This is a genomic window from Gracilibacillus sp. JCM 18966, assembly GCF_055392695.1.
In genome coordinates, this window is record NZ_AP043883.1 from 2,015,614 (window position 1) to 2,037,375 (window position 21,762).

Genomic DNA, 21,762 nt, shown 5'->3' on the forward strand with positions numbered 1-21,762 from the left:
GAAGATAGCATAACGGTGTCCTATGATTAGAATTGATGAATAGGAAAATTAGACGGAGAGGAGAAAGATAATGGCTCAGTCAAATATAAAAGTAAAAGTCCAGCAGTTTGGTAATTTTCTAAGTTCGATGGTTATGCCAAACATTGGTGCATTTATAGCATGGGGGCTTATTACTGCTTTATTTATTGCAGATGGTTTTATTCCAAATGAAAACCTTGCAAAATTAGTGGATCCAATGGTGTTTTACCTACTACCATTGTTAATCGGTTACACAGGTGGTAAATTGATTCATGACCAGCGTGGAGGTGTGGTAGGTGCTATCGCGACAATGGGGGTTATTGTCGGTGCGCCAGATACACCGATGTTTTTAGGTGCCATGATCATGGGTCCACTTGGTGGTTATGTGATTAAAAAGTTTGACCAATTAGTGGAGGGTAAAATTAAATCTGGCTTTGAAATGCTGGTAAATAATTTTTCGGCGGGTATTCTCGGAGGACTTCTTGCCATTCTATCCTTCTTGGCTATTGGTCCTGCTGTCAATGGTTTTACTCAACTACTTGTTGCAGGAGTAGATTGGTTAATTGGTGCAGGTCTTTTACCATTAACAAGTATCTTTATTGAACCTGCCAAAATATTATTCCTAAATAATGCAATTAATCATGGGATTCTCTCTCCAATAGGTTTAGAACAGGCGAGAAGCACAGGTGAGTCTATTCTATTCTTATTAGAAGCAAACCCTGGTCCAGGTCTTGGTGTTTTATTAGCCTTTATGCTATTTGGAAAAGGTTCTGCAAAGCAATCCGCACCTGGTGCAGGAATTATTCATTTCTTTGGAGGTATCCATGAAATTTACTTCCCATATGTATTAATGCGCCCAATGCTATTATTTGCGGTTATTTTAGGTGGTATGGGTGGAATACTAACATTAGTACTTTTAGGTGGAGGATTAGCAGCCCCTGCATCTCCTGGTAGTATTTTAGCAATTGCTGCAGTTACCCCTGGAAAAGCAAGTGTTTATATCGCAAACTTTGCTGCTGTTATCGTAGCTACGATTATTTCGTTCGTTGTTGCTGGATTTGTGCTAAAATCAAGTAAACAAGATGACGAAAATATAGAAGAAGCAACACAAAAAATGCAAGAAATGAAAGGGAAGAAAAGCTCTGTGGCAGGGGCACTTCAATCTAATTCAAGAACACTTCCTGATAAGGTAAACAAAATTGTATTTGCTTGTGATGCTGGAATGGGATCGAGTGCTATGGGGGCATCATTATTACGTAAAAAAGTGAAATCTGCTGATCTTGACGTTTCTGTCACCAATACAGCAATTAGTAACCTGCCAGGTGATGCACAGGTTGTTATTACTCAAGAAGAATTAACGCCTCGTGCAAAAGAGAAATTACCCAATGCTTATCATATTTCCGTTGATAATTTCTTATCAAGTCCCGAATATGACAAGCTAATTGACAGCTTGCAAAATGGTGTCACGGAAGAGTTATCTGAAGTGGTAGAAGAAACAGAAGCAGAGGTAACGGGTAAAGATCACGAGCACGATGATGACGATCTATTGCGGGAAGAAAATATCTTCCTTAATCAAGAATTCAATACAAAGGAAGACGCTATTCGATTTGCTGGTGAAGTGTTAGTGAAAGCAGGCTATGTAGAAGAAAGCTATGTGGAGGCAATGATAGAGCGCGATAACATAACATCTACCTATATGGGTAATCATGTTGCCATTCCACATGGTACAGAAGCAGCAAAAAAGGCTGTATTACGTTCAGGGTTTACAGTCCTTCAGGTTCCAAATGGGGTGGATTTTGATGGCAAGGAAGCGAAGTTAATCTTCGGTATTGCAGGAAAAGACGGTACCCATTTAGACATCCTTTCCGGTATTGCCGTAGTTTGTTCAGATGAAGAAAATATTGAACAGATGGTGCAAGCAAAAACAGCGAAGGAATTGTTAGCTATAATTAATAGTAAATGATGGTAATGAGTAGAAAGATGGGGTAGGTCCATCTTTCTATTCTGCTATCTGCTATATTCACCCTAAGGACATTTTGGAAAAGAAACGAGAGGGTAGAATGTTTATAACGTCAAGAGAAAAATTAATCATTGAATTAGTAATAAAAACTTCTGGTAAACACACACCACAGTCATTGGCCAATTACCTACAAGTTAGTGTAAGGACTGTTCAGCGTGATCTAAAAGCTGTGGAGAATATCTTACATTCCTTCGAGCTACAGCTGAAGCGAACACCCAATGATGGTTTAATGATTGATGGAAAAAATGAACATATTTTCAAACTGACCCAAAATTTATACCATGTCCATCCGACAGATGAAACACCAGAAGAAAAAAAATTACAGTTACTTATTACCTTATTACATGAAGGCTCTTTTTTTAAGACACAAGTGCTGGCAAAACAGCTCGGAATTAGTGTTACAAAGCTTTCTTCTTATCTGGATGATCTAACGAAATGGTTAGATAACTTTTCTATTGAATTGAATCGAAAAAGAGGTGTTGGTGTAAGCTTAGCTGGAAGAGAAGCAAATAAGCGTAAAGCTCTCGCTACCTATTTCTTATTTCATTTTCATGAAGAGTTATTAGAAAGCTTATATCTATTACAAAAGCATCACCTACTAGAAGGTCCGATACTAGGCTATTTTTCTTCTCAATATTTATTCACCATTGATGAAATGGTTCATCATTTATTTGACAAGGGGCAGACACGCTTAGCGGATAATGACTATTTAGGATTTATCGTCCACACGGCGATTACTCTCCAACGAGTAGAGAATCATTTTCTTTTAGAGGATGATGAACCAGTATTGTATGAGGAATCTACCCGAACCTTTCAACAAATTAGCCAACTAGCAGAACATATAAGATCGAAATTATCGATTCCGTTAACTCATAAAGATGTTTATTATTTAGCTGTTGTTTTAAAAGGATCCAAATTGCAGGATTCGGATACAGTTGATTATGACAGTATTATGCTAGGACAGCTGATTAGAAACATCATTCAAGATGTTTCCAAGCAACTTCACATTGATCTTTCTAAGGACTTTTCGTTATTCCAAGGATTGCTTGCTCATATGGAGCCCTCGATTTTTCGATTAAAGCATCAGATGGGCTTTTTTAATCCGTTAACCGAGGAAATAAAAAAGAAATATCCTATGTTATTTATGGCAGTTCGAAATAGTTTAGAGAAGGAATTTAATGATATCTCCTTTCCAGAGGATGAGATTGCCTTTATTGTGCTTCATTTCGGATCTGCATTATTAATGAATGAGGAAAAGACAGCGATACGTGCGGTTATTATCTGTCCTACAGGAATAGGTACATCTAAGATGCTAGCAAGCCGTATTCAGAAAGAATTTGCGGAAATTAACACAGTGGACATAAAATCAATTAAAGAAATAGAGAAATCGAAATTAAATGTGTTTGATATGGTTATTTCCACTGTAAAGCTTCCGTTTGATGATCTGAACTATATATTAGTATCACCACTATTAAACGACGAAGATATTCAAATGATAAGAAGCTTTTTGCAGCATAATATACGACAGTTAACAAGTAAAAATGAATATATGAAAAATAACAATAGCAAGAATTTTAACCTCCAGCCATCCAAATTGCAAGATGTGTTGCAGGAAATGGAGGAAGTACATTCTAGTATCGAAGCAATTCTGAATAACTTCCGTTTATACAGGAGATCGAACGCTGGATATTTGCAAGTATTAAGAGAGATGACCGAACGACTGGAACAAGCAGGGTTAGTCTCTAATGCAGAAGAAGTTTTACAAAAGTTAGCGGAAAGAGAAACAATGGGAGGATTGGGAATTCCTAATACCAATATGGGGCTTTATCATTGTCGATATGACGGTATTCAAGAACTTATTTTTCAAATATGTCATCTAGATAATCCTTGTGTCATTAAAGGAATGGATGGCACAGAAGTACAGTTAAAAAACCTACTATTGATGTTATCACCTGAAACGTTAAGTACAAAACAACAAGAAATACTAAGTCTCATAAGTACGAGTCTAATAGAAAGTGACGAGGCGATGATGATTTTTTCTTCTTCGAGTGAATCAATGATTAGAGAGAAATTAGAGGAGTTATTTTCAGACTACCTCGAAAATAAATGGATAAAGGAATGATTATAATGAAACAGACCGTCCACTTTGGTGCTGGAAACATTGGAAGAGGTTTTATTGGAGCTTTATTCTCTGAATCAGGTTACCATGTTACCTTCGTAGATATTGCAGAATCAATCATTCATTCTTTAAATGAACAGAAGAGCTACAAGGTAAAATTAGCAACAGACCAACATGAAACAACTACGATCAAGAATGTAGCGGGCTTAAATAACATGACACAGGAAAATAAGGTGATCGAGGAAATTACAGGTGCTACTTATTTGACTACTGCTATCGGACCGAATATTTTGCCTCGAATTGCACCACTTATTGCACGAGGTATCTCGGAACGAGTGTATCAAACAGATGAAAAGCTGTATGTGATTGCTTGTGAAAACCAGATAGGTGCAACTGACATATTGAAGCAGCACATATTAGATAATCTTGATGAAGACACAAAAGATAGACTAGCAGGGAGAGTATATTTCTTTAATTCTGCTGTCGATCGTATCGTTCCCATACAGGAAGATAATTCTTTAGATGTGTTGGTCGAACCATATTACGAGTGGGTAGTCGAGACGGAGGAAGAGATTCCGGAAGTTGAAGGGATGACTATCGTATCTGAGCTTGCCCCTTTTATTGAGAGAAAGTTATTTACCGTTAATACAGGGCATGCCGTCATTGCATACCTTGGCTACTTGAACGGGAAGTCAACCATTGATAAAACGTTAGCAGATGAAGCCATTAAGGAACAAGTCGAAGCAACATTAAAGGAAACTGGTGATTACTTAGTTAAACAGTATGGTTTAAAGGCAGATGAACATAACGAATATATTCAGAAAATAATTAAAAGGTTTAAAAATCCCTATCTTCAAGATGGGGTTACAAGAGTAGGGCGTGCACCGATCCGAAAATTAGGACCCGAGGATCGACTAATTCGCCCTGCAACAGAAGCGCAAAAAGCTGGTCTATCATTTACGAACTTAGCGAAGGCTATTGCTGCTGCACTATTATTTGATTATCAAGAGGACGAAGAAGCGATGAAGCTTCAATCAATGATCAAAGAAAACGGAATGGCGAAAGTGTTAGAGGATGTAAGTAAACTTCCTAAGGATAGTGACATTACACAAGAAGTTATCAAACAATATGCGTTATTAAAAGGGTAAATAAGGAACGGTTCAGTATCGTCTTGCTGGACCGTTTTTTTAGATCCTGGTTACTCCTCCTCATTTTCAATATTTACTCTCTTTCTTTTCCTAGTATTGTCCATTTTCTTATGCAAATGGATACACATCAGTCCATTACGAAGATTTGCGCTTACACGGTCCTTTCTCACAGCGAAAGGGAGGTCTATTTTTCTTGAAAAATCTCCTTGTAATATTTCTTGATGATGCATCTTGCCACTTTGTTTGATGGGAGATAGCTGTCCTCGTATTTCCAAGACATACTCGTCTACATATACTTCTATTTGCTTACTATTTTCCATACCGGGTAAACTAATATAACCAATCAATTCATTGTCTAGCTCGTATAAATTAATTGCTGGGATGGGAGGTTTGATAATATGCTCAAACTCATTCCAAAAGTTCCCACCGAAGAATTGATCCATATTATTTTTCCATTCGTGCATTTGCTGAAATGGATCCATCATTTTCCCTCCATTTTGTACTATGATAAGTAAGTTTTATATGATAAAATGATTCCGCCTAATTGTTATTATGTTATGTTAGAGAAATGATCCTGTTCCTTTAAGGAGGTATTTTTATGCTAGAAAATGCACTTATAATGGTTACGATTATTATGGCTATTAATATCGTGTATGTATCCTTATCGACATTACGTGTTATTCTTACATTAAAAGGAAGAAGATATATTGCGGGAACGATTGGTACATTTGAAATTGTCATTTATACCCTCGGACTTGGGTTAGTGTTAGATAATCTTGGAGAAATACAAAATCTAATTGCTTATGGGCTAGGCTATGGACTTGGTGTGATAATAGGGTCAATGATTGAAGAAAAACTGGCACTTGGTTATATTACCGTTAATGTTATTTCATCGAATCCAGACATTTCCTTTACGAAACAGCTCAGAGCAAAAGGCTATGGCGTCACCAGCTGGTATGCTTATGGAATGGATGGTGACCGTTTATCAATGCAAATACTATCACCAAGAAAATATGAGCTTCATCTTTATGAAACAATTAAATCTATTGATCCCAAAGCATTTATTATTGCTTACGAACCGAAGCAAATTCACGGAGGCTTCTGGGTGAAGCAAGTAAGAAAGGGGAAGATCAGAAAAAGTGTCGAAAAAGAAGAACAAAAACAATCAGAAGAAATACTTTCAAGTGAAGAAAAATGAAACCATTGCTAGCTGTTTAGAACGGATAAAGCAAGAGGGCTATCAACCGATTAGAAGAATAGAAAAGCCGATCTTTGAAGAGGTAGGTAGCAAAATCCAACCAATTGATCGAATCATACAATTTGAAGCCATTTTGTCAAAACACGAACGTTAATTTAATTATGTTAATTAACGTTCGATTTTTTATTGACAAGAGGGAAATGGACTTGTTATCATATGTGTAGAGTTAAAAAATCTTACAATTGAAAATGATGACCTCATATAATTTGGGAATATGGCCCAAGAGTTTCTACCCATCACCGTAAAAGATGGACTATGAGGGAAGATGTAAAAAAGCGTTAGGAGTTTGCTTTTACGGGGTGATCGATAAGGAACGAAATGTTCGGAAAAATGAATGAGCATCTAACCTGTAAAAGAAACGAGATTAAATGGCAAAAAAGTTACACTTCAGCCTATTCATCTTCTCTTATTACAGGAGGAGACCGAATAGGCTTTTTATTTTACGTTAGGAAAGTATAAAATTTCTACACAGTAGCTTTCGACGTAGTTGAAATTTTAAGATACCAAGTATAAGCAAAACTAGGCATTCGCCAAAGGACGAGCGAATGCGAGATTTTTCTAATGTACTTAAATATAGAAGAAAGAGGGGAAAGTATGGCACAAGTAGGAGTTATAATGGGGAGCATCTCCGACTGGGAAACGATGAAGCATACATGTGAGGTATTAGATGAATTAGGTATTTCCTATGAAAAAGAAGTGATTTCTGCACACCGTACCCCAGAGGATATGTTTCAATATGCAGAAAATGCAAGAGACAAGGGCTTAAAAATAATCATTGCTGGTGCTGGTGGGGCAGCACATTTGCCAGGTATGGTTGCTGCCAAAACGACATTGCCTGTCATTGGTGTTCCTGTCCAAACCAAAAGCTTAAACGGTCTTGATTCATTATTATCCATTGTACAAATGCCAGGTGGTGTTCCGGTTGCCACAGTTGCCATTGGTAAGGCTGGTGCTAAGAATGCAGGGATATTAGCTACACAAATGATTGGGGCATTTGATCAACAAGTGGCAGCTACATTAGCAAATTATCAAGTACAGATGCGCGAGAAGGTAGCAGAAATGAGGGAAGAACTTGCAGAACAATAGATTATTATTTGGACGAACGATCGGTATTATCGGTGGAGGACAACTTGGCAGAATGATGACTACCGTCGCAAAGCATATGGGTTACCATGTGATTGTACTAGATCCAACTCCTAATTGCCCAACTGCACAAGTTTCAGGTGGACAAATTGTCGCAGCATATGACGATATGAATGCCATAAAGGAGCTTGCTGAGAAATGTGACGTTGTTACCTATGAATTTGAAAATGTCGATTTAACAGCAGCAGAGTTTTTAGAAGCAAAGGGGATTTTGCCACAGGGTGCCAATTCTCTAAAGGTGACTCAGGATCGTGAATTAGAGAAAAAGGCAATGGTAGACAGCAACCAGCCTGTTGCTGAATTTGCAATCGTACAAACAGTACAACAAGTAGAGAAGGCAGTCGAAAAGCTTGGCTATCCTTCTGTAGTAAAAACCTGTCGCGGAGGCTATGACGGAAAGGGACAAGTCAAATTAACCAATGAACGGGATATAAAGGAAGCATCAGAAATGCTGTCTGCAACAGATCAATTGATCGTAGAAAAATGGGTGCCATTTGATAAAGAAATCTCTATCGTTTTTACAAGGTCACAAGCAGGGGATATCAGTTATTTCCCAGTTGCAGAGAACATTCATCGCGATCATATATTACATGCAACGATCGCACCAGCTCGAGTAGCAGGTCATATTGCTGAAAAAGCTAAAAAGGCAGCAAAGGCCATTGCGGAAACAATCGGTGTTGTGGGAACTTTTGCTATCGAAATGTTCGTGGTAGGGGATGAGATATTGATTAATGAACTGGCCCCTCGGCCACACAACTCAGGACATTATACGATCGAGGCATGTAATGTATCACAGTTTGAACAGCATATTCGAGCAATCTGTGGACTACCACTAATCCCGGTTTATGCACATGGTGGAGCAGTGATGTTTAATTTACTAGGTAAGGATATAGAACCTTTTTTCCGTAAAATGGACGAATTAACTCCAGCACACGTGCACATGTACGGTAAAGAAGAAAATAAACCATTAAGAAAAATGGGACATGCAACATTTATTGGGGACAATGCTTTAACCATATATAATGATTTAGTAGAAAAAAAGTTAATTGAATCGAATTAGGAGGAAGTCAGATGATTGAACGTTACACACGTGAGGAAATGGCTAAGATTTGGACTGATGAAAATCGTTTTAAGGCATGGCTAGAGGTAGAAATATTAGCATGTGAGGCATGGAGTGAACTCGGATTTATCCCAAAGGAGGACGTCCAAAAAATTAGAGAAAATGCATCATTTAATGTCGAACGAATTTTTGAAATTGAGCAGGATACGCGTCATGATGTCGTTGCCTTTACTCGTGCTGTATCGGAAACATTAGGAGAAGAGCGTAAGTGGGTCCATTATGGACTAACTTCAACAGATGTTGTCGATACAGCCTTATCTTATATGCTAAAACAAGCGAATCAAATTATTCGCCGGGATATTGTTCGCTTTATTGATATCTTAAAGGAAAAAGCAATCGAGCATAAACACACCGTCATGATGGGACGTACGCATGGTGTGCACGCAGAGCCGACAACCTTTGGTTTGAAAATGGCACTATGGTATGAAGAAATGAAGCGAAACCTCGAACGATTTGATGCTGCAGCAAAGGTTATGGAAACTGGAAAGCTTTCTGGAGCAGTGGGAACATATGCAAACATTGATCCATTTGTTGAAAAATATGTGTGTGAAAACTTAGGGCTTTCTCCTGCACCTGTATCAACACAAACGTTACAGCGTGATCGACACGCACAATACATGTCCACAATCGCTTTGATCGCCACATCCATTGAAAAATTCGCTACAGAAATTCGTGGATTACAAAAAACAGAAACACGTGAAGTGGAGGAGTTTTTTGCGAAGGGTCAAAAAGGTTCATCTGCTATGCCACATAAACGGAATCCGATCGGTTCGGAGAATATGACGGGAATGGCCCGTGTCATTCGTGGTTATATGATGACAAGCTATGAAAATGTATCATTATGGCATGAACGTGATATTTCTCACTCATCTGCAGAGCGTGTCATCCTTCCAGATGCTACGATTGCACTCAATTATATGCTCAATCGATTTAGTAATATTGTGAAGAATCTAACCGTATTTCCAGAAAATATGAAGCGCAATATCGACCGAACCTATGGCGTTATTTTCTCACAACGTGTGCTGCTTTCCTTGGTTGATCAAGGAATGAGCCGTGAAGAGGCTTACGATATGGTTCAACCAAATGCCATGAAAGCATGGGAAACAGCTACTCCTTTCCGTGAGTTGATTGAGAAAGAGGAACGAATTACGAGCACATTGACAAAGGAGCAATTAGACGATTGCTTCGATTATACGTATCATTTGAAAAATGTTGATCAAATTTTCAAAAAAATCGGCTTAGCATAAGGAGTGAGTAAGAATGAAGGACAAGCTGTTATATGAAGGAAAAGCAAAGCAAGTTTTTACAGTAAAGGATAGCGATGAATTACTCGTCCTATCCTATAAAAATGATGCAACAGCCTTTAATGGAGAGAAAAAGGCAAACTTTGAAGGCAAAGGTCGCTACAATAATCTAATCTCTGCTAAAGTGTTCGAATATCTCCGGAAAAATGGCGTGAACAGCCATTTTAAAGAAGCATTAAATGAAACAGAACAATTAGTAGAGAAAACAACAATTATTCCCCTAGAGGTAGTAGTGCGCAATGTAGCAGCGGGAAGTATTGTTCGCCGACTTGGAATAGAGGAGAAATCGACCTTTCATCCACCACTTGTTGAATTTTATTATAAAAAAGACGAGCTAGGCGATCCGTTTATTAGTGATAGCCACGCCTTACTTCTAACAGATGCTACAGAGGATGAGTTAGCTCAAATTAAACAAATGGCACTTCGTGTCAATGAAAAATTGCAAGCTTTTTTCAAAGAAATCCATCTACAGCTTGTTGACTTCAAATTAGAGTTTGGTCGCAATAAAACTGGTGAAATTATACTCTCGGATGAAGTAAGTCCTGACACGTGCCGTTTATGGGATGTAAGAACAGGAGAAAAAATGGACAAGGATGTTTTCAGAGAGGACCTAGGTGATCTCATATCTGTCTATGATCAAATATTAACTAGACTGGAGGCAATACAATGAAATTAGTAAAGGTGCATATTACATTAAAAGAGGGTGTCTTAGATCCTCAAGGTAAAGCGGTACAAGGATCTTTAAATACATTAGGCTATGAAAATATCGAAGAGGTACGTGTGGGGAAATATTTAGAGCTAACCGTTGCTGATGACGCCAATATTGAACACCAAATTGAAGAAATGTGCAGCAAGCTATTAGCCAATCCAGTTATCGAGAATTATAAATACACAGTGGAGGAGGGTGTTACACAGTGAAGTTTGCTGTTGTAGTGTTCCCGGGTTCCAACTGTGATCGAGATATGTACTATGCAGCCAAGGATGCACTTGGAGAAGAAGCCGAATTAGTTTGGTACCAAGAGGCCAAGCTTGATGGTTATGATGCCATTTTGATTCCTGGTGGCTTCTCTTATGGGGATTATTTACGATGTGGCGCCATTGCTTCGACGTCAGATATTGTCACACAGTTAAAAACACAAGCAGAAATTGGTGTACCCATCCTAGGAGTGTGTAATGGATTCCAAATTTTATTAGAATCAGGTTTATTACCAGGTGCCATGTTACGCAATAAGAATTTGAAATTCATGTGTCATTTTGAGAATTTAGTCGTAGAAAATAATCAGACCATTTTCACAAGTGAGTATAAGCAAGGAGAAGTCATCTCTGTACCAATCGCTCACAATGAAGGAAACTATTATTGTGATGAAGCAACGCTTGCTAGATTAAAAGAAAATAATCAAATTGTGTTTACTTATCAAACTAATCCAAATGGTTCTGTAGCCGATATTGCAGGAATCACAAATGAGAAAGGGAATGTACTTGGCATGATGCCACACCCGGAGCGTGCAGTGGAAGCATTATTAAACAGTGCTGATGGGTTGAAACTATTCCAATCAATGTTAGCGAACTGGAGGGAAAATTATGTTGCAGGCGCCTGAAATCACCCCAGAATTGGTAGAAAAAGATAAAGTCTACCGTGAAATGGGTTTAACAGATAAAGAATACGACATGATTAAAGAAATTATGGGTCGTCGCCCGAATTTTACGGAGATTGGAATTTTCTCTGTTATGTGGTCAGAGCATTGTAGCTATAAAACCTCAAAGCCTTTATTGAAGAAATTCCCTACAGAAGGTAAGCAGGTAGTTCAAGGACCTGGGGAAGGTGCAGGTGTTGTCGATATTGGAGATGGACAGGGTGTCGTGTTTAAGGTAGAAAGTCATAATCACCCATCAGCAGTGGAGCCATATCAAGGAGCTGCAACTGGTGTAGGTGGTATAATTCGTGATGTCTTCTCAATGGGAGCCCGTCCGATTGCTTCTCTGAATTCCTTACGTTTTGGTAATTTAAATACAGGTCGAGTGAAATATCTATTCGAAGAAGTGGTACATGGAATTGCTGGTTATGGAAATTGTGTTGGGGTTCCAACTGTCGGTGGAGAGGTACAATTTGATGACAGTTATGAAGGGAATCCTCTAGTAAATGCTATGTGTGTCGGATTAATTGATACAAAGGATATTCAAAAAGGAATTGCCGCAGGTCTTGGTAATACCATTATGTATGTTGGGTCTAAAACAGGCCGTGACGGTATTCATGGGGCTACCTTTGCTTCTGAGGATCTGTCAGAAGACTCTGAAAGCAAACGCTCCAACGTACAGGTCGGGGACCCATTCATGGAAAAATTATTAATTGAAGCATGTTTGGAAGTCATTCATTCAGATGCTTTAGTTGGTATTCAGGATATGGGGGCAGCAGGGTTAACATCGTCTGCTAGTGAAATGGCAAGTAAGGCTGGAATGGGAATGGAAATGAATCTAGACTTAATCCCACAGCGTGAAGAAAATATGACAGCATATGAAATGATGCTCTCTGAATCTCAAGAGCGTATGCTCTTATGTGTGAAAAAAGGACAAGAGCAGGAGATCGTCGATATTTTCAGAAAATACGGACTAGAAGCGGTAGCGGTTGGAACGGTAACAGATGATAAAAAATTCCGTCTATTGCACAAAGGTGAAGTGGTTGCAGATATCCCTGTTGATAGTCTAGCAGAGGATGCACCGATTTTTTATAAAGAGTCTAAGGTACCCGCTTTTTATGAAGAAAATCAAAGCATGCCTTCATATAAACCGGTCATAGACGATTATGCCGCAATGCTTCGAAAGCTATTGCAACAGCCAACCATTGCAAGTAAAGAATATGTTTATGACCAATATGATTCCATGGTACAAGCAAATACGGTATTCTCTCCTGGGTCTGATGCTGCCGTTATTCGAGTACGTGGCTATGACAAAGCACTAGCGATGACCATTGACTGTAATTCTCGTTATATTCATTTAGACCCAGAGGTTGGTGGACAAATTGCTGTGGCCGAGGCGGCACGAAATATCGTTTGTTCTGGTGCAAAGCCGTTAGCGATCACGGATGGTTTGAATTTCGGAAATCCAGATAAACCAGAAAACTTTTGGCAAATGGAAAAAAGTGTAGATGGAATGAGTACAGCTTGCTCAAAGCTCGATACACCAGTTATTAGTGGAAATGTATCCTTATATAATGAATCAAACGGTCAAGCGATCTTTCCGACACCAATTGTTGGAATGGTAGGTTTACATGAATCACTTTCTCATATTACTCCATCCCATTTCCAAAATGATGGTGATCTAATTTATGTGATAGGGGAAGCATCAGCAGAATTCGGTGGAAGTGAACTGCAGAATATACTCGAGGGGAAATACTTCGGCAAAGCACCTACCATTGATTTAGATATAGAGACACAACGTCAATCCCAATTACTAGAAGCCATTCGTGCAGGTTTAGTCGTGTCTGCACATGATTTAGCAGAAGGTGGACTCGCTGTAGCTGTTACGGAAAGTCTATTTACTAAAAAAGGGTTTGGTGCAACAATCATGGTTGAGGGCGATTTAACTGCAGGATTATTTAGTGAAACTCAATCTCGTTTCTTAGTATCTGTGAACAAAGAAAATCGTGAAGCTTTTGAGAAAGCAGTGGCAGATGCGAAATGGATTGGATCGGTATCTCATAATGGGAAATTAGTAATAACTAATAATGGAGAAGAAATAATGCAGGAAGATGTGGAAGAATTACAACAATTGTGGAAAGGAGCTATCCCGTGCTTGCTGAAATCAAAGGCTTAAATGAGGAATGTGGAGTATTTGCTGTCTGGGGACATGAAAAAGCAGCAGAAATGACGTATTACGGTCTTCATGCTCTACAGCATCGTGGACAAGAAGGGGCTGGAATTGTCACAACTGATGGGAAGAAGCTCCATGTTCACAAAGGCGTTGGGCTTGTGAATGACGTTTTTTCAGAGGACAAGTTTTCCTCATTAAAAGGACATGCTGCCATTGGCCATGTACGTTATGCAACACAAGGTGGTGGAGGCTTTGAAAATGTTCAGCCACTTGTGTTCCGTTCTCAAAAAAATAGTATGGCTTTGGCTCATAATGGCAATTTGGTAAATGCCCATGCTTTGAAGAGTCAGCTCGAAGCACAAGGAAGCATTCTACAGACTACTTCTGATACGGAGGTTATTGCCCATTTAATTAAGCGGAGTGGAAATGTACCTTTAGAAGAAGCGATTGGTTCTGCGCTTAGTATGATAAAAGGAGCCTATGCTTTTTCGATTCTAACTGAGGAGCAAATGTTTATCGGTTTGGACCCACGAGGATTGCGTCCTTTATCCATTGGTCGTTTAGGTGATGCGTATGTCGTCGCATCAGAAACGTGCGCCTTTGATTTAATTGGTGCAACATATGAACGCGAAGTAAAGCCTGGTGAATTAATTGTTATCGATGCAGAAGGTTTTCGTTCGTTCCAATTCACCTCACCATTACAGCGAACATTATGTTCAATGGAATATGTCTATTTTTCAAGACCAGACAGTGACTTAAATGAATTAAATGTGCATGCAAGCAGAAAAACAATGGGAAAACAGCTTGCATTAGAAGCACCGATAGAAGCAGATGTGGTGACAGGTGTACCTGATTCCAGTATTTCCGCAGCAATTGGTTTCTCTGAAGCAGCAAGTATTCCATATGAACTCGGCCTTATTAAGAACCGCTATGTTGGTCGTACCTTTATTCAACCATCTCAAGAGCTACGCGAACAAGGTGTGAAAATGAAGCTATCTGCCGTTCGTGGTATTGTTGAAGGTAAGCGTGTAGTGATGGTCGATGACTCGATTGTACGTGGAACAACCAGTCGTAGAATTGTGCGGTTATTGAAGGAAGCTGGTGCGACAGAGGTCCATGTTCGAATTGCTTCACCACCAATTCAAAATCCTTGTTATTATGGGATTGATACTTCGACAAAAGGGGAATTAATCGCATCTCATAACTCTATCGAAGAAATCCGTGAAATCATCGGTGCAGATAGCCTTGCATTTTTATCAACAGAAGGATTAGAAGCATCGATCGTTGCTGACCGTGATATAAAGGATCATGGTGTGTGCCAAGCATGTTTTACCGGAAATTATCCAACAGAGATATATCCTGACACGGTTATACCAGCTTATAAAGACTGAAGTGGCGGAAAACTGCCCATAAGTGGCGGGAATAAACAGAAAAGTGGCGGGAAACTACCCAAGAGTGGCGAAAAAAATTAAAAAAATGGCGGGTAAATGTATAAAAGTGGCGGGTTTCTTATAGCTATTCATTTGCCCTCTAATATTAAAGGAGTATGACGATGAGTGATGTTTATAAAGACGCTGGAGTCGATGTCCACGCTGGTTATAAGGCTGTCGATTTAATGAAAAAACATATCGCTAAAACCAATCGTCCTGAAGTAATTGGAGGAGTTGGTGCGTTTGCTGGATTATTTGATCTGAGTAATTTTTCATATGAGGAACCAGTTCTAGTTTCTGGAACGGACGGTGTTGGTACAAAGCTGAAACTAGCATTTGCCCTAGATCAACATGATACAGTTGGAGTGGATCTTGTCGCGATGTGTGTGAACGATATTGTTGCACAAGGCGCAGACCCGTTATTTTTCCTTGATTACATTGCTTGTGGAAAAAATGAGCCAGAAAAAATAGAGCAAATCGTCAAAGGAATAGTCAATGGCTGTGTACAGAGCAATGCAGCACTTATTGGTGGAGAAACTGCTGAAATGCCTGGAATGTATGATGAAGGGGAATATGATTTAGCAGGCTTTGTCGTTGGAATGGCGGACAAAAAAAGAATTATTACAGGTGAGGATATTCAAGCTGGAGATAAAATCATTGGTATTCCATCATCAGGCGTCCACTCTAACGGTTTTTCATTAGTTCGAAAAATAATAGATGAGAATGGCTTACATTTGAATGAAACAATTGAAGAGCTAGGATCTACTCTTGGTGAAGCTTTATTAACTCCAACCAAAATTTATGTCAAAGCCATACAACAGCTTAAGTTAGACTTAACGATTAAAGGAATTAGCCATATAACAGGTGGCGGATTCTATGAAAATATTCCACGTGCACTTCCTAAAAATTTAGGTGTGAAGCTAGAAGAAGGTAGCTGGGAAGTACCAGCCATTTTTTCTTATTTACAAAAACAAGCCGATTTATCATTAACCGAAATGTATGGTGTATTTAATATGGGAATTGGTATGGCGATCATCGTAGAGGATCACGAAGCACATATGGCACTTCAGTTATTGGAAGACATCGGAGAAAAAGCTTATATTATCGGTGAGGTGACGAATGAATCTGGGGTGAGTTTTACAAATGAGTAAAGCAAAGTTAGCTGTTTTTGCATCAGGCACTGGAAGCAATTATGATGCTATCATCGAAGCAACTCAAAATGGTAAACTAGATGCAGAGGTTGTATTACTCGTCTGTGATAAACCGAATGCAAAGGTGTTAGACAAAGCAAGAGTAAACCAAACACCATTGTTTGTATTTGATCCAAAGCAATATGCAAGTAAGGAAATGTTTGAAGCAAAGATAGTCGAAGTATTGCAGGAAAAAGAAATTGATTGGATCATCTTAGCGGGATACATGCGTTTGATCGGTAACACCTTATTAGCACCATTTGAAGGTAAAATCATTAATATTCATCCATCATTGCTTCCAGCCTTTCCAGGACTTGATGCGGTTGGACAAGCATTTACGGCTGGTGTGAAGGTATCCGGTGTGACGATCCATTATGTTGATTCAGGAATGGATACTGGAAAAATCATCGCCCAAGATGCTGTTCATATCAAAGAAGGAATGACACAAGAGGATCTGCAGCAAGCCATTCAAAGAGTAGAACACAAGCTCTACCCAGAAACGATACAACAACTGATTTTGAAAGGGGAATAATGTTGAAAAAACGTGCATTGTTAAGTGTATCTGATAAAAGTAACTTAATTCCATTTGCAGAGGGCTTAGACAAATTAGGCTATGAATTAATCTCAACAGGTGGAACGTTAAAGGCATTAAAGGAGGCTGGTCTTCCAGCATTACCGGTTTCTGCCGTAACCAATTTCGAGGAAATTCTCGATGGACGTGTTAAAACACTCCATCCGTACATCCACGCAGGGCTTCTGGCTCGAAGAGATGAAGACTCCCATGTAAAGCAGCTAGAAGAACGTGATATTGCTCCAATTGATGTCGTAGTAGTGAATCTCTATCCGTTCAAAGAAACGATTGCTAAGCCAGATGTAACAGAAGAAGATGCGATCGAAAACATCGATATTGGTGGACCAACAATGCTTCGTGCAGCATCCAAAAACTTTCGTGATGTAACAGTGGTTGTTGACCCAGACGATTACCATGCTGTCTTAGAACAGCTTGGCAATAATGGTGGTACGGTAGAGTTTCGTAAAACATTAGCAGCAAAAGTTTTCCGTCATACGGCCAATTATGATGCGATGATTGCTCATTATTTTGTGGATATTACTGGTGAGGAGGATCCCGAAACCTTCACCCAAACATTTGAAAAAGTGCAAACCCTTCGCTATGGAGAAAATCCTCATCAGAAGGCTGCCTTTTACAAAACAGGGAATGTTAAAGGCGCATCCCTTGCGAATGCGAAACAATTACATGGAAAAGAGCTTTCTTATAATAATATCCAGGATGCCAATGCAGCTTTAGAAATTGTGCTAGATTTCGATGAGCAACCAGCAGCCGTTGCGGTCAAACATATGAACCCTTGTGGTGTTGGAATTGGTTCTAGCATTGAATCAGCATTCCAAAAGGCCTATGATGCGGATCCAGTTTCTATTTTTGGTGGCATTGTAGCATTGAATCGTGAAGTGGATGAGGCAACGGCCAATCTATTAAAGAATATTTTCTTAGAAATCGTCATCGCTCCAAGCTTTTCAGAGAAAGCATTTGAAATTTTAACCGTAAAGCCGAACATTCGTTTATTAGAAACACCAATGGAAGTGAATAGAGATGATTCGAAAAAAGTGGTAAGTGTCATTGGTGGATTACTCGTACAGGATCGTGATAATGGACGTGTGATTGCTGATGATTTAGAAGTAGTGACAGATCGAAAACCAGATGCAGAGGAAATCGATGATCTACTATTTGCATGGAATGTTGTGAAGCACGTGAAATCCAATGCGATTGTAGTAGCAAAAGATAATCAAACAGTTGGCGTAGGGGCAGGACAGATGAATCGGGTTGGTGCTGCAGCCATTGCATTTGAACAAGCTGGTGACAAAGCTAAAGGTGCTGTGCTTGCTTCAGACGCATTTTTCCCGATGCCGGATACGGTTGAAAATGCAGCAAAAGCAGGAATTAAAGCAATCATCCAGCCAGGTGGTTCCAAACGTGACCAGGATTCTATCGATGAATGTAATAAACACGGAATTGCGATGGTATTTACTAAGATGCGTCACTTTAAGCATTAAGAAACAAGGATTCCCAAGTACTTGGGAATCCTTTCATATAGGAAGCATCATAAAAAGGAATTTAAGTTTTTTAACAAAGCCTATGCATATAAATTATAGGGAGTGATTGGATGAAGGTACTTGTAATTGGCAGTGGTGGAAGAGAACATATCATTGTAAAAAAGTTAAAAGAGAGTGAACGGGTAACGGAAATTTTTGCTGCACCAGGAAATGGTGGTATTGCAGAGGATGCCACCTGTGTCCCAATTAAAGATGATGCGATTCAGGAATTAGCCGCATTTGCAGAAGAAAACCAAATCGACTGGACAATTGTTGGGCCAGAAATTCCTCTTACTCTTGGTGTTGTCGATGCCTTTCGCGCAAAGAATTTGAAGATATTCGGTCCAACAAAGGCTGCTGCAATCATTGAAGGAAGTAAGGATTTTGCCAAAGCATTTATGCAACAATACGATATTCCTACAGCAAAATATCAAACGTTTACGGATATAGAGAAAGCAAAAGCATACATAAAACAAGAAGGTGCACCTATTGTGATTAAAGCAGATGGACTTGCAGCAGGAAAAGGTGTCGTAGTCGCAATGGAAGAGCAAGAGGCATTTGATGCTGTAGAAAGCATGCTTGTAGGTAATCGCTTTGGTGAAGCTGGTAGTCGAGTTGTCATCGAGGAATTCTTGGATGGTAAGGAATTCTCTTTGTTCGCATTGGTGGATGGTGAGAATGTTTATCCAATGATTCCTGCGCGTGACCACAAGCGAGCTTATGATTATGACAAAGGACCGAATACTGGTGGAATGGGAGCATACTCACCAGTACCAGATCTAGATCCAAAGCATGTTGAATTTACTGTAGACAAAATCTTGAAACCAGCTGCAAAAGGAATGAAGCAAGAAGGTAGAACCTATACAGGCGTACTATATGGTGGATTAATTGAAACAAAAGAAGGTCCGAAGGTTATTGAATTCAATGCACGCTTCGGTGATCCAGAGACTCAAGTTGTTTTACCATTACTAGAGAATGATCTTATCCAAGTTATCGAAGACGTTACCGCAGGAAAAGATCCAAAGCTCCAATGGAAGGATGCTTATGCGATTGGAACGGTGGTAGCCTCTAAAGGGTATCCAGGAGCCTATGAAAAAAATGTGACACTCCCAGATTTAAAAAATGACAACAAAGTTTATGTCATCCATGCTGGTACAGAACGCTCAGAAGATGGTAATTTTCATTCAACAGGAGGTCGTGTTCTCCTAGTAGCTTCTATACAAGATACTCCTGAAAAAGCACAACAGCAAATCTATCAATATCTCGAAAAATTCGATCAAACAGATGCATTCTTTTATCGCAAGGATATTGGATTTATAAAATAAATGTAAACAAAAGAAAACCAAATTACCTCCGGACCGTTGTCGGAGGTTTGTTTTTTAAACTTACTAACCTTCATGCTGAACTGTAAAAAGCCACCAATATAATGTGCTAAGGAATCCTATTAAACCTGTTGCGAGGATGATAAGGAAAGAATTCCACCCTATAGCGCCTGCTTCTCTTGCAATACCACTGTATATTGCAGGGATAGACCATGGGAAGAAATCACCAAAGCCAGCAGCTGCAATTATTTGAGATAAGACCAATGTTAAAATAACAAAGCCTAATGGAGCTAAATAACCACCACTGTAGCATGCAAAGAAAGCAACGGGTGAGCTTAGGAGTATCGTTAGTATAGTAACCACTAATAGTACGTAAAGACCTTGTGTGAATATTTCGTGAGACCATTGAGGAAGTCCTAACATCAAACCAATAAAGATACCGAGACAGACTATATAGATACTTAATAAGAAATTTGTAAGCATAGCTATTAAAAATTTTGCGGTCACAATAATGGATCTTGAATAAGGTAGTGCCAAGAGGTCCTTAGCGGTTTTGTCAGCATATTCTCTACCGAATATCCAGCTTGTAACAAAGCCAAAAATTAGAATTCCTCCAACCGAAATGATTTGGGCAAGTAAGCTTAAATATGATGGCCAGCTTGCTTCTCCAGCAATTTGGGCTTTTGCTCCGAGTAACCCTGCGTTTTTTGCAAGCACTGGACTTTTTAAAACAAACATAAAAAATCCGGCCATTAATGGTGCAATCGTGAAAGCTGCCATAATAATCCAAACTACTTTAGATTTACGAATCTTTAGCCCTTCGGCATACAAAGCATTAAGAAAGTAATTCATTAGATTTTGTCCCCTTTGATTCAATGATTCTTAAAAAATAAGATTCTAAGTCTTCCTCTTCCACGGTTAATCTAGATGGTGGAAAGCCTTCGAATACAAGAAAACGAGATATTGCCTCCGGATGATAGATGGCTTCTTTGTCGTATAACTCGATAAATCCATTCTTATTTATTGCACAGGTGTAGCCAGTGGCTAAAAGCTTAGACATGGCTGACCTTCTATCTATACAGTCAATAATAAGCCGTTGATTGAGAAGTTGATTCAATTTAGTTGCTTCCATTTCTTGCAATAACTGCCCTTCGTGAATAATTCCAATTTTTGTAGCGATTTTAGCCACTTCACTAAGAATATGGCTAGAAATCAAAATAGTAACCCCCTTATGGAACGCCAGATCTTGAAGTAACTCTCGTATCTCCACAATACCTGCTGGGTCTAATCCGTTAACAGGTTCATCTAGGATTAATACTTCTGGACTCGACAGAAGTGCTTTTGCAATTCCTAACCGTTGAGCATTTCCTAAAGAGAGGTTTTTGGCTTTTTTGGTGGCATACTTTGTTAACTGAAGCTGATTCATCACTTTTGCTATCGACTGTCGATCTGAAATCAATCTGAGACGACCATAGATTTTTAGATTTTCTTCAACCGTAAGCTCAGGATAGGAGTAAGGGGTTTCCACCATATAGCCCACCTTTTTCCATATACTAGAATTGGTTAAACTAACTTTCTCTCCATTTATATAACAAGCACCTTGATTAGGACGGATCATTCCTAGTAACATTCGAATAATAGTAGTCTTTCCCGCTCCATTCAAGCCGATAAATCCATAAATCTCTCCTTTATTAACTCGTAAGGAAATATCCTTTACTGCCTGATGTCCTTTGTAACTTTTGGATAAATGCTTCGTTTGGATAATGGCGCTCAA

The 21,762-nt window shown here is 39.1% G+C and carries 20 protein-coding genes and 1 riboswitch; of the genes, 17 read left to right on the forward strand and 3 right to left on the reverse strand.

The genetic code is table 11. The features are described 5' to 3' along the window. Positions 1 to 70 precede the first annotated feature (70 nt). The 3 genes from ACZ5N5_RS09695 to ACZ5N5_RS09705 all read left to right on the forward strand — a co-directional run bounded on the left by ACZ5N5_RS09695 (position 71) and on the right by ACZ5N5_RS09705 (position 5,305). Positions 71 to 1,981, forward strand: a complete 1,911-nt coding sequence (locus ACZ5N5_RS09695) for a PTS mannitol transporter subunit IICBA (protein WP_109985811.1) — start codon at positions 71 to 73, stop codon at positions 1,979 to 1,981. Between the two features lie 97 nt (positions 1,982 to 2,078). Then, positions 2,079 to 4,160, forward strand: coding sequence for a BglG family transcription antiterminator (locus ACZ5N5_RS09700; protein ID WP_464373708.1), 2,082 nt, complete (start codon positions 2,079 to 2,081; stop codon positions 4,158 to 4,160). A 5-nt stretch (positions 4,161 to 4,165) separates the two neighbouring features. After that, positions 4,166 to 5,305: a mannitol-1-phosphate 5-dehydrogenase gene (locus ACZ5N5_RS09705; RefSeq protein ID WP_054788062.1), complete on the forward strand. Its 1,140-nt coding sequence runs from the start codon at positions 4,166 to 4,168 to the stop codon at positions 5,303 to 5,305. A 50-nt stretch (positions 5,306 to 5,355) separates the two neighbouring features. Here ACZ5N5_RS09705 and ACZ5N5_RS09710 read toward each other — a convergent pair whose 3' ends face one another. Next, complete coding sequence (locus tag ACZ5N5_RS09710) at positions 5,356 to 5,787, reverse strand: Hsp20/alpha crystallin family protein (RefSeq protein WP_054788026.1); 432 nt, start codon at positions 5,785 to 5,787, stop codon at positions 5,356 to 5,358. Between the two features lie 116 nt (positions 5,788 to 5,903). On the opposite strand from ACZ5N5_RS09710, the gene ACZ5N5_RS09715 reads away from it, so the two are divergent. The 14 genes from ACZ5N5_RS09715 to purD all read left to right on the forward strand — a co-directional run bounded on the left by ACZ5N5_RS09715 (position 5,904) and on the right by purD (position 19,991). Continuing rightward, the gene (locus ACZ5N5_RS09715) at positions 5,904 to 6,503 is read left to right on the forward strand and encodes a DUF2179 domain-containing protein (RefSeq protein ID WP_054788025.1); all 600 of its coding nucleotides are present in this window, start codon (positions 5,904 to 5,906) and stop codon (positions 6,501 to 6,503) included. After that, positions 6,490 to 6,657, forward strand: coding sequence for an NETI motif-containing protein (locus ACZ5N5_RS09720; protein WP_245902402.1), 168 nt, complete (start codon positions 6,490 to 6,492; stop codon positions 6,655 to 6,657). Before ACZ5N5_RS09715 ends, ACZ5N5_RS09720 begins: the two co-directional genes overlap by 14 nt. A gap of 83 nt (positions 6,658 to 6,740) precedes the next feature. Beyond that, positions 6,741 to 6,839, forward strand: a riboswitch (purine riboswitch). 318 nt (positions 6,840 to 7,157) lie between these two features. Next, entirely contained in the window at positions 7,158 to 7,649 is a 492-nt protein-coding gene (gene purE, locus ACZ5N5_RS09725) for a 5-(carboxyamino)imidazole ribonucleotide mutase (protein ID WP_054788023.1), read from the forward strand. Continuing rightward, positions 7,636 to 8,766, forward strand: a complete 1,131-nt coding sequence (gene purK, locus ACZ5N5_RS09730; RefSeq protein ID WP_464373709.1) for a 5-(carboxyamino)imidazole ribonucleotide synthase — start codon at positions 7,636 to 7,638, stop codon at positions 8,764 to 8,766. Before purE ends, purK begins: the two co-directional genes overlap by 14 nt. A gap of 11 nt (positions 8,767 to 8,777) precedes the next feature. Further along, entirely contained in the window at positions 8,778 to 10,073 is a 1,296-nt protein-coding gene (gene purB / locus ACZ5N5_RS09735) for an adenylosuccinate lyase (protein ID WP_464373710.1), read from the forward strand. A gap of 13 nt (positions 10,074 to 10,086) precedes the next feature. Beyond that, entirely contained in the window at positions 10,087 to 10,800 is a 714-nt protein-coding gene (gene purC / locus ACZ5N5_RS09740; protein ID WP_464373711.1) for a phosphoribosylaminoimidazolesuccinocarboxamide synthase, read from the forward strand. Continuing rightward, entirely contained in the window at positions 10,797 to 11,048 is a 252-nt protein-coding gene (gene purS / locus ACZ5N5_RS09745) for a phosphoribosylformylglycinamidine synthase subunit PurS (RefSeq protein ID WP_054788022.1), read from the forward strand. The genes purC and purS overlap by 4 nt, the downstream gene beginning before the upstream one ends. Further along, positions 11,045 to 11,728, forward strand: coding sequence for a phosphoribosylformylglycinamidine synthase subunit PurQ (gene purQ / locus ACZ5N5_RS09750; protein ID WP_054788021.1), 684 nt, complete (start codon positions 11,045 to 11,047; stop codon positions 11,726 to 11,728). Before purS ends, purQ begins: the two co-directional genes overlap by 4 nt. Further along, positions 11,712 to 13,940, forward strand: a complete 2,229-nt coding sequence (purL, locus tag ACZ5N5_RS09755; RefSeq protein ID WP_464368358.1) for a phosphoribosylformylglycinamidine synthase subunit PurL — start codon at positions 11,712 to 11,714, stop codon at positions 13,938 to 13,940. Before purQ ends, purL begins: the two co-directional genes overlap by 17 nt. Further along, a complete protein-coding gene (gene purF, locus ACZ5N5_RS09760; protein WP_277678901.1) occupies positions 13,916 to 15,328 on the forward strand; it encodes an amidophosphoribosyltransferase in 1,413 nt (470 codons plus the stop codon). The genes purL and purF overlap by 25 nt, the downstream gene beginning before the upstream one ends. A 161-nt stretch (positions 15,329 to 15,489) precedes the next feature. Further along, positions 15,490 to 16,518: a phosphoribosylformylglycinamidine cyclo-ligase gene (gene purM, locus ACZ5N5_RS09765; protein WP_277678902.1), complete on the forward strand. Its 1,029-nt coding sequence runs from the start codon at positions 15,490 to 15,492 to the stop codon at positions 16,516 to 16,518. Next, on the forward strand, positions 16,511 to 17,089 hold the full coding sequence (purN, locus tag ACZ5N5_RS09770; RefSeq protein ID WP_054788019.1) for a phosphoribosylglycinamide formyltransferase: 579 nt from the start codon (positions 16,511 to 16,513) through the stop codon (positions 17,087 to 17,089). Before purM ends, purN begins: the two co-directional genes overlap by 8 nt. 2 nt (positions 17,090 to 17,091) lie before the next feature. Further along, a complete protein-coding gene (purH, locus tag ACZ5N5_RS09775; RefSeq protein ID WP_277678903.1) occupies positions 17,092 to 18,627 on the forward strand; it encodes a bifunctional phosphoribosylaminoimidazolecarboxamide formyltransferase/IMP cyclohydrolase in 1,536 nt (511 codons plus the stop codon). A 110-nt stretch (positions 18,628 to 18,737) separates the two neighbouring features. Then, positions 18,738 to 19,991, forward strand: a complete 1,254-nt coding sequence (gene purD / locus ACZ5N5_RS09780; protein WP_277678904.1) for a phosphoribosylamine--glycine ligase — start codon at positions 18,738 to 18,740, stop codon at positions 19,989 to 19,991. 63 nt (positions 19,992 to 20,054) lie between these two features. On the opposite strand, the gene ACZ5N5_RS09785 is transcribed toward purD, so the two are convergent. Next, the gene (locus ACZ5N5_RS09785; protein WP_464373712.1) at positions 20,055 to 20,840 is read right to left on the reverse strand and encodes an ABC transporter permease; all 786 of its coding nucleotides are present in this window, start codon (positions 20,838 to 20,840) and stop codon (positions 20,055 to 20,057) included. Next, on the reverse strand, positions 20,824 to 21,762 hold the full coding sequence (locus ACZ5N5_RS09790; RefSeq protein ID WP_464368354.1) for an ABC transporter ATP-binding protein: 939 nt from the start codon (positions 21,760 to 21,762) through the stop codon (positions 20,824 to 20,826). The genes ACZ5N5_RS09785 and ACZ5N5_RS09790 overlap by 17 nt, the downstream gene beginning before the upstream one ends.

What these genes read in the sequence shown, in the direction of transcription:
- ACZ5N5_RS09695 (WP_109985811.1), top strand. Translation starts at nt 71, where the DNA reads ATGGCTCAGTCAAATATAAAAGTAAAAGTCCAGCAGTTTGGTAATTTT.
- ACZ5N5_RS09700 (WP_464373708.1), top strand. Translation starts at nt 2,079, where the DNA reads ATGTTTATAACGTCAAGAGAAAAATTAATCATTGAATTAGTAATAAAA.
- ACZ5N5_RS09705 (WP_054788062.1), top strand. Translation starts at nt 4,166, where the DNA reads ATGAAACAGACCGTCCACTTTGGTGCTGGAAACATTGGAAGAGGTTTT.
- ACZ5N5_RS09710 (WP_054788026.1), bottom strand. Translation starts at nt 5,787, where the DNA reads ATGGATCCATTTCAGCAAATGCACGAATGGAAAAATAATATGGATCAA.
- ACZ5N5_RS09715 (WP_054788025.1), top strand. Translation starts at nt 5,904, where the DNA reads ATGCTAGAAAATGCACTTATAATGGTTACGATTATTATGGCTATTAAT.
- purE (WP_054788023.1), top strand. Translation starts at nt 7,158, where the DNA reads ATGGCACAAGTAGGAGTTATAATGGGGAGCATCTCCGACTGGGAAACG.
- purB (WP_464373710.1), top strand. Translation starts at nt 8,778, where the DNA reads ATGATTGAACGTTACACACGTGAGGAAATGGCTAAGATTTGGACTGAT.
- purC (WP_464373711.1), top strand. Translation starts at nt 10,087, where the DNA reads ATGAAGGACAAGCTGTTATATGAAGGAAAAGCAAAGCAAGTTTTTACA.
- purS (WP_054788022.1), top strand. Translation starts at nt 10,797, where the DNA reads ATGAAATTAGTAAAGGTGCATATTACATTAAAAGAGGGTGTCTTAGAT.
- purL (WP_464368358.1), top strand. Translation starts at nt 11,712, where the DNA reads ATGTTGCAGGCGCCTGAAATCACCCCAGAATTGGTAGAAAAAGATAAA.
- purM (WP_277678902.1), top strand. Translation starts at nt 15,490, where the DNA reads ATGAGTGATGTTTATAAAGACGCTGGAGTCGATGTCCACGCTGGTTAT.
- purN (WP_054788019.1), top strand. Translation starts at nt 16,511, where the DNA reads ATGAGTAAAGCAAAGTTAGCTGTTTTTGCATCAGGCACTGGAAGCAAT.
- purD (WP_277678904.1), top strand. Translation starts at nt 18,738, where the DNA reads ATGAAGGTACTTGTAATTGGCAGTGGTGGAAGAGAACATATCATTGTA.
- ACZ5N5_RS09785 (WP_464373712.1), bottom strand. Translation starts at nt 20,840, where the DNA reads ATGAATTACTTTCTTAATGCTTTGTATGCCGAAGGGCTAAAGATTCGT.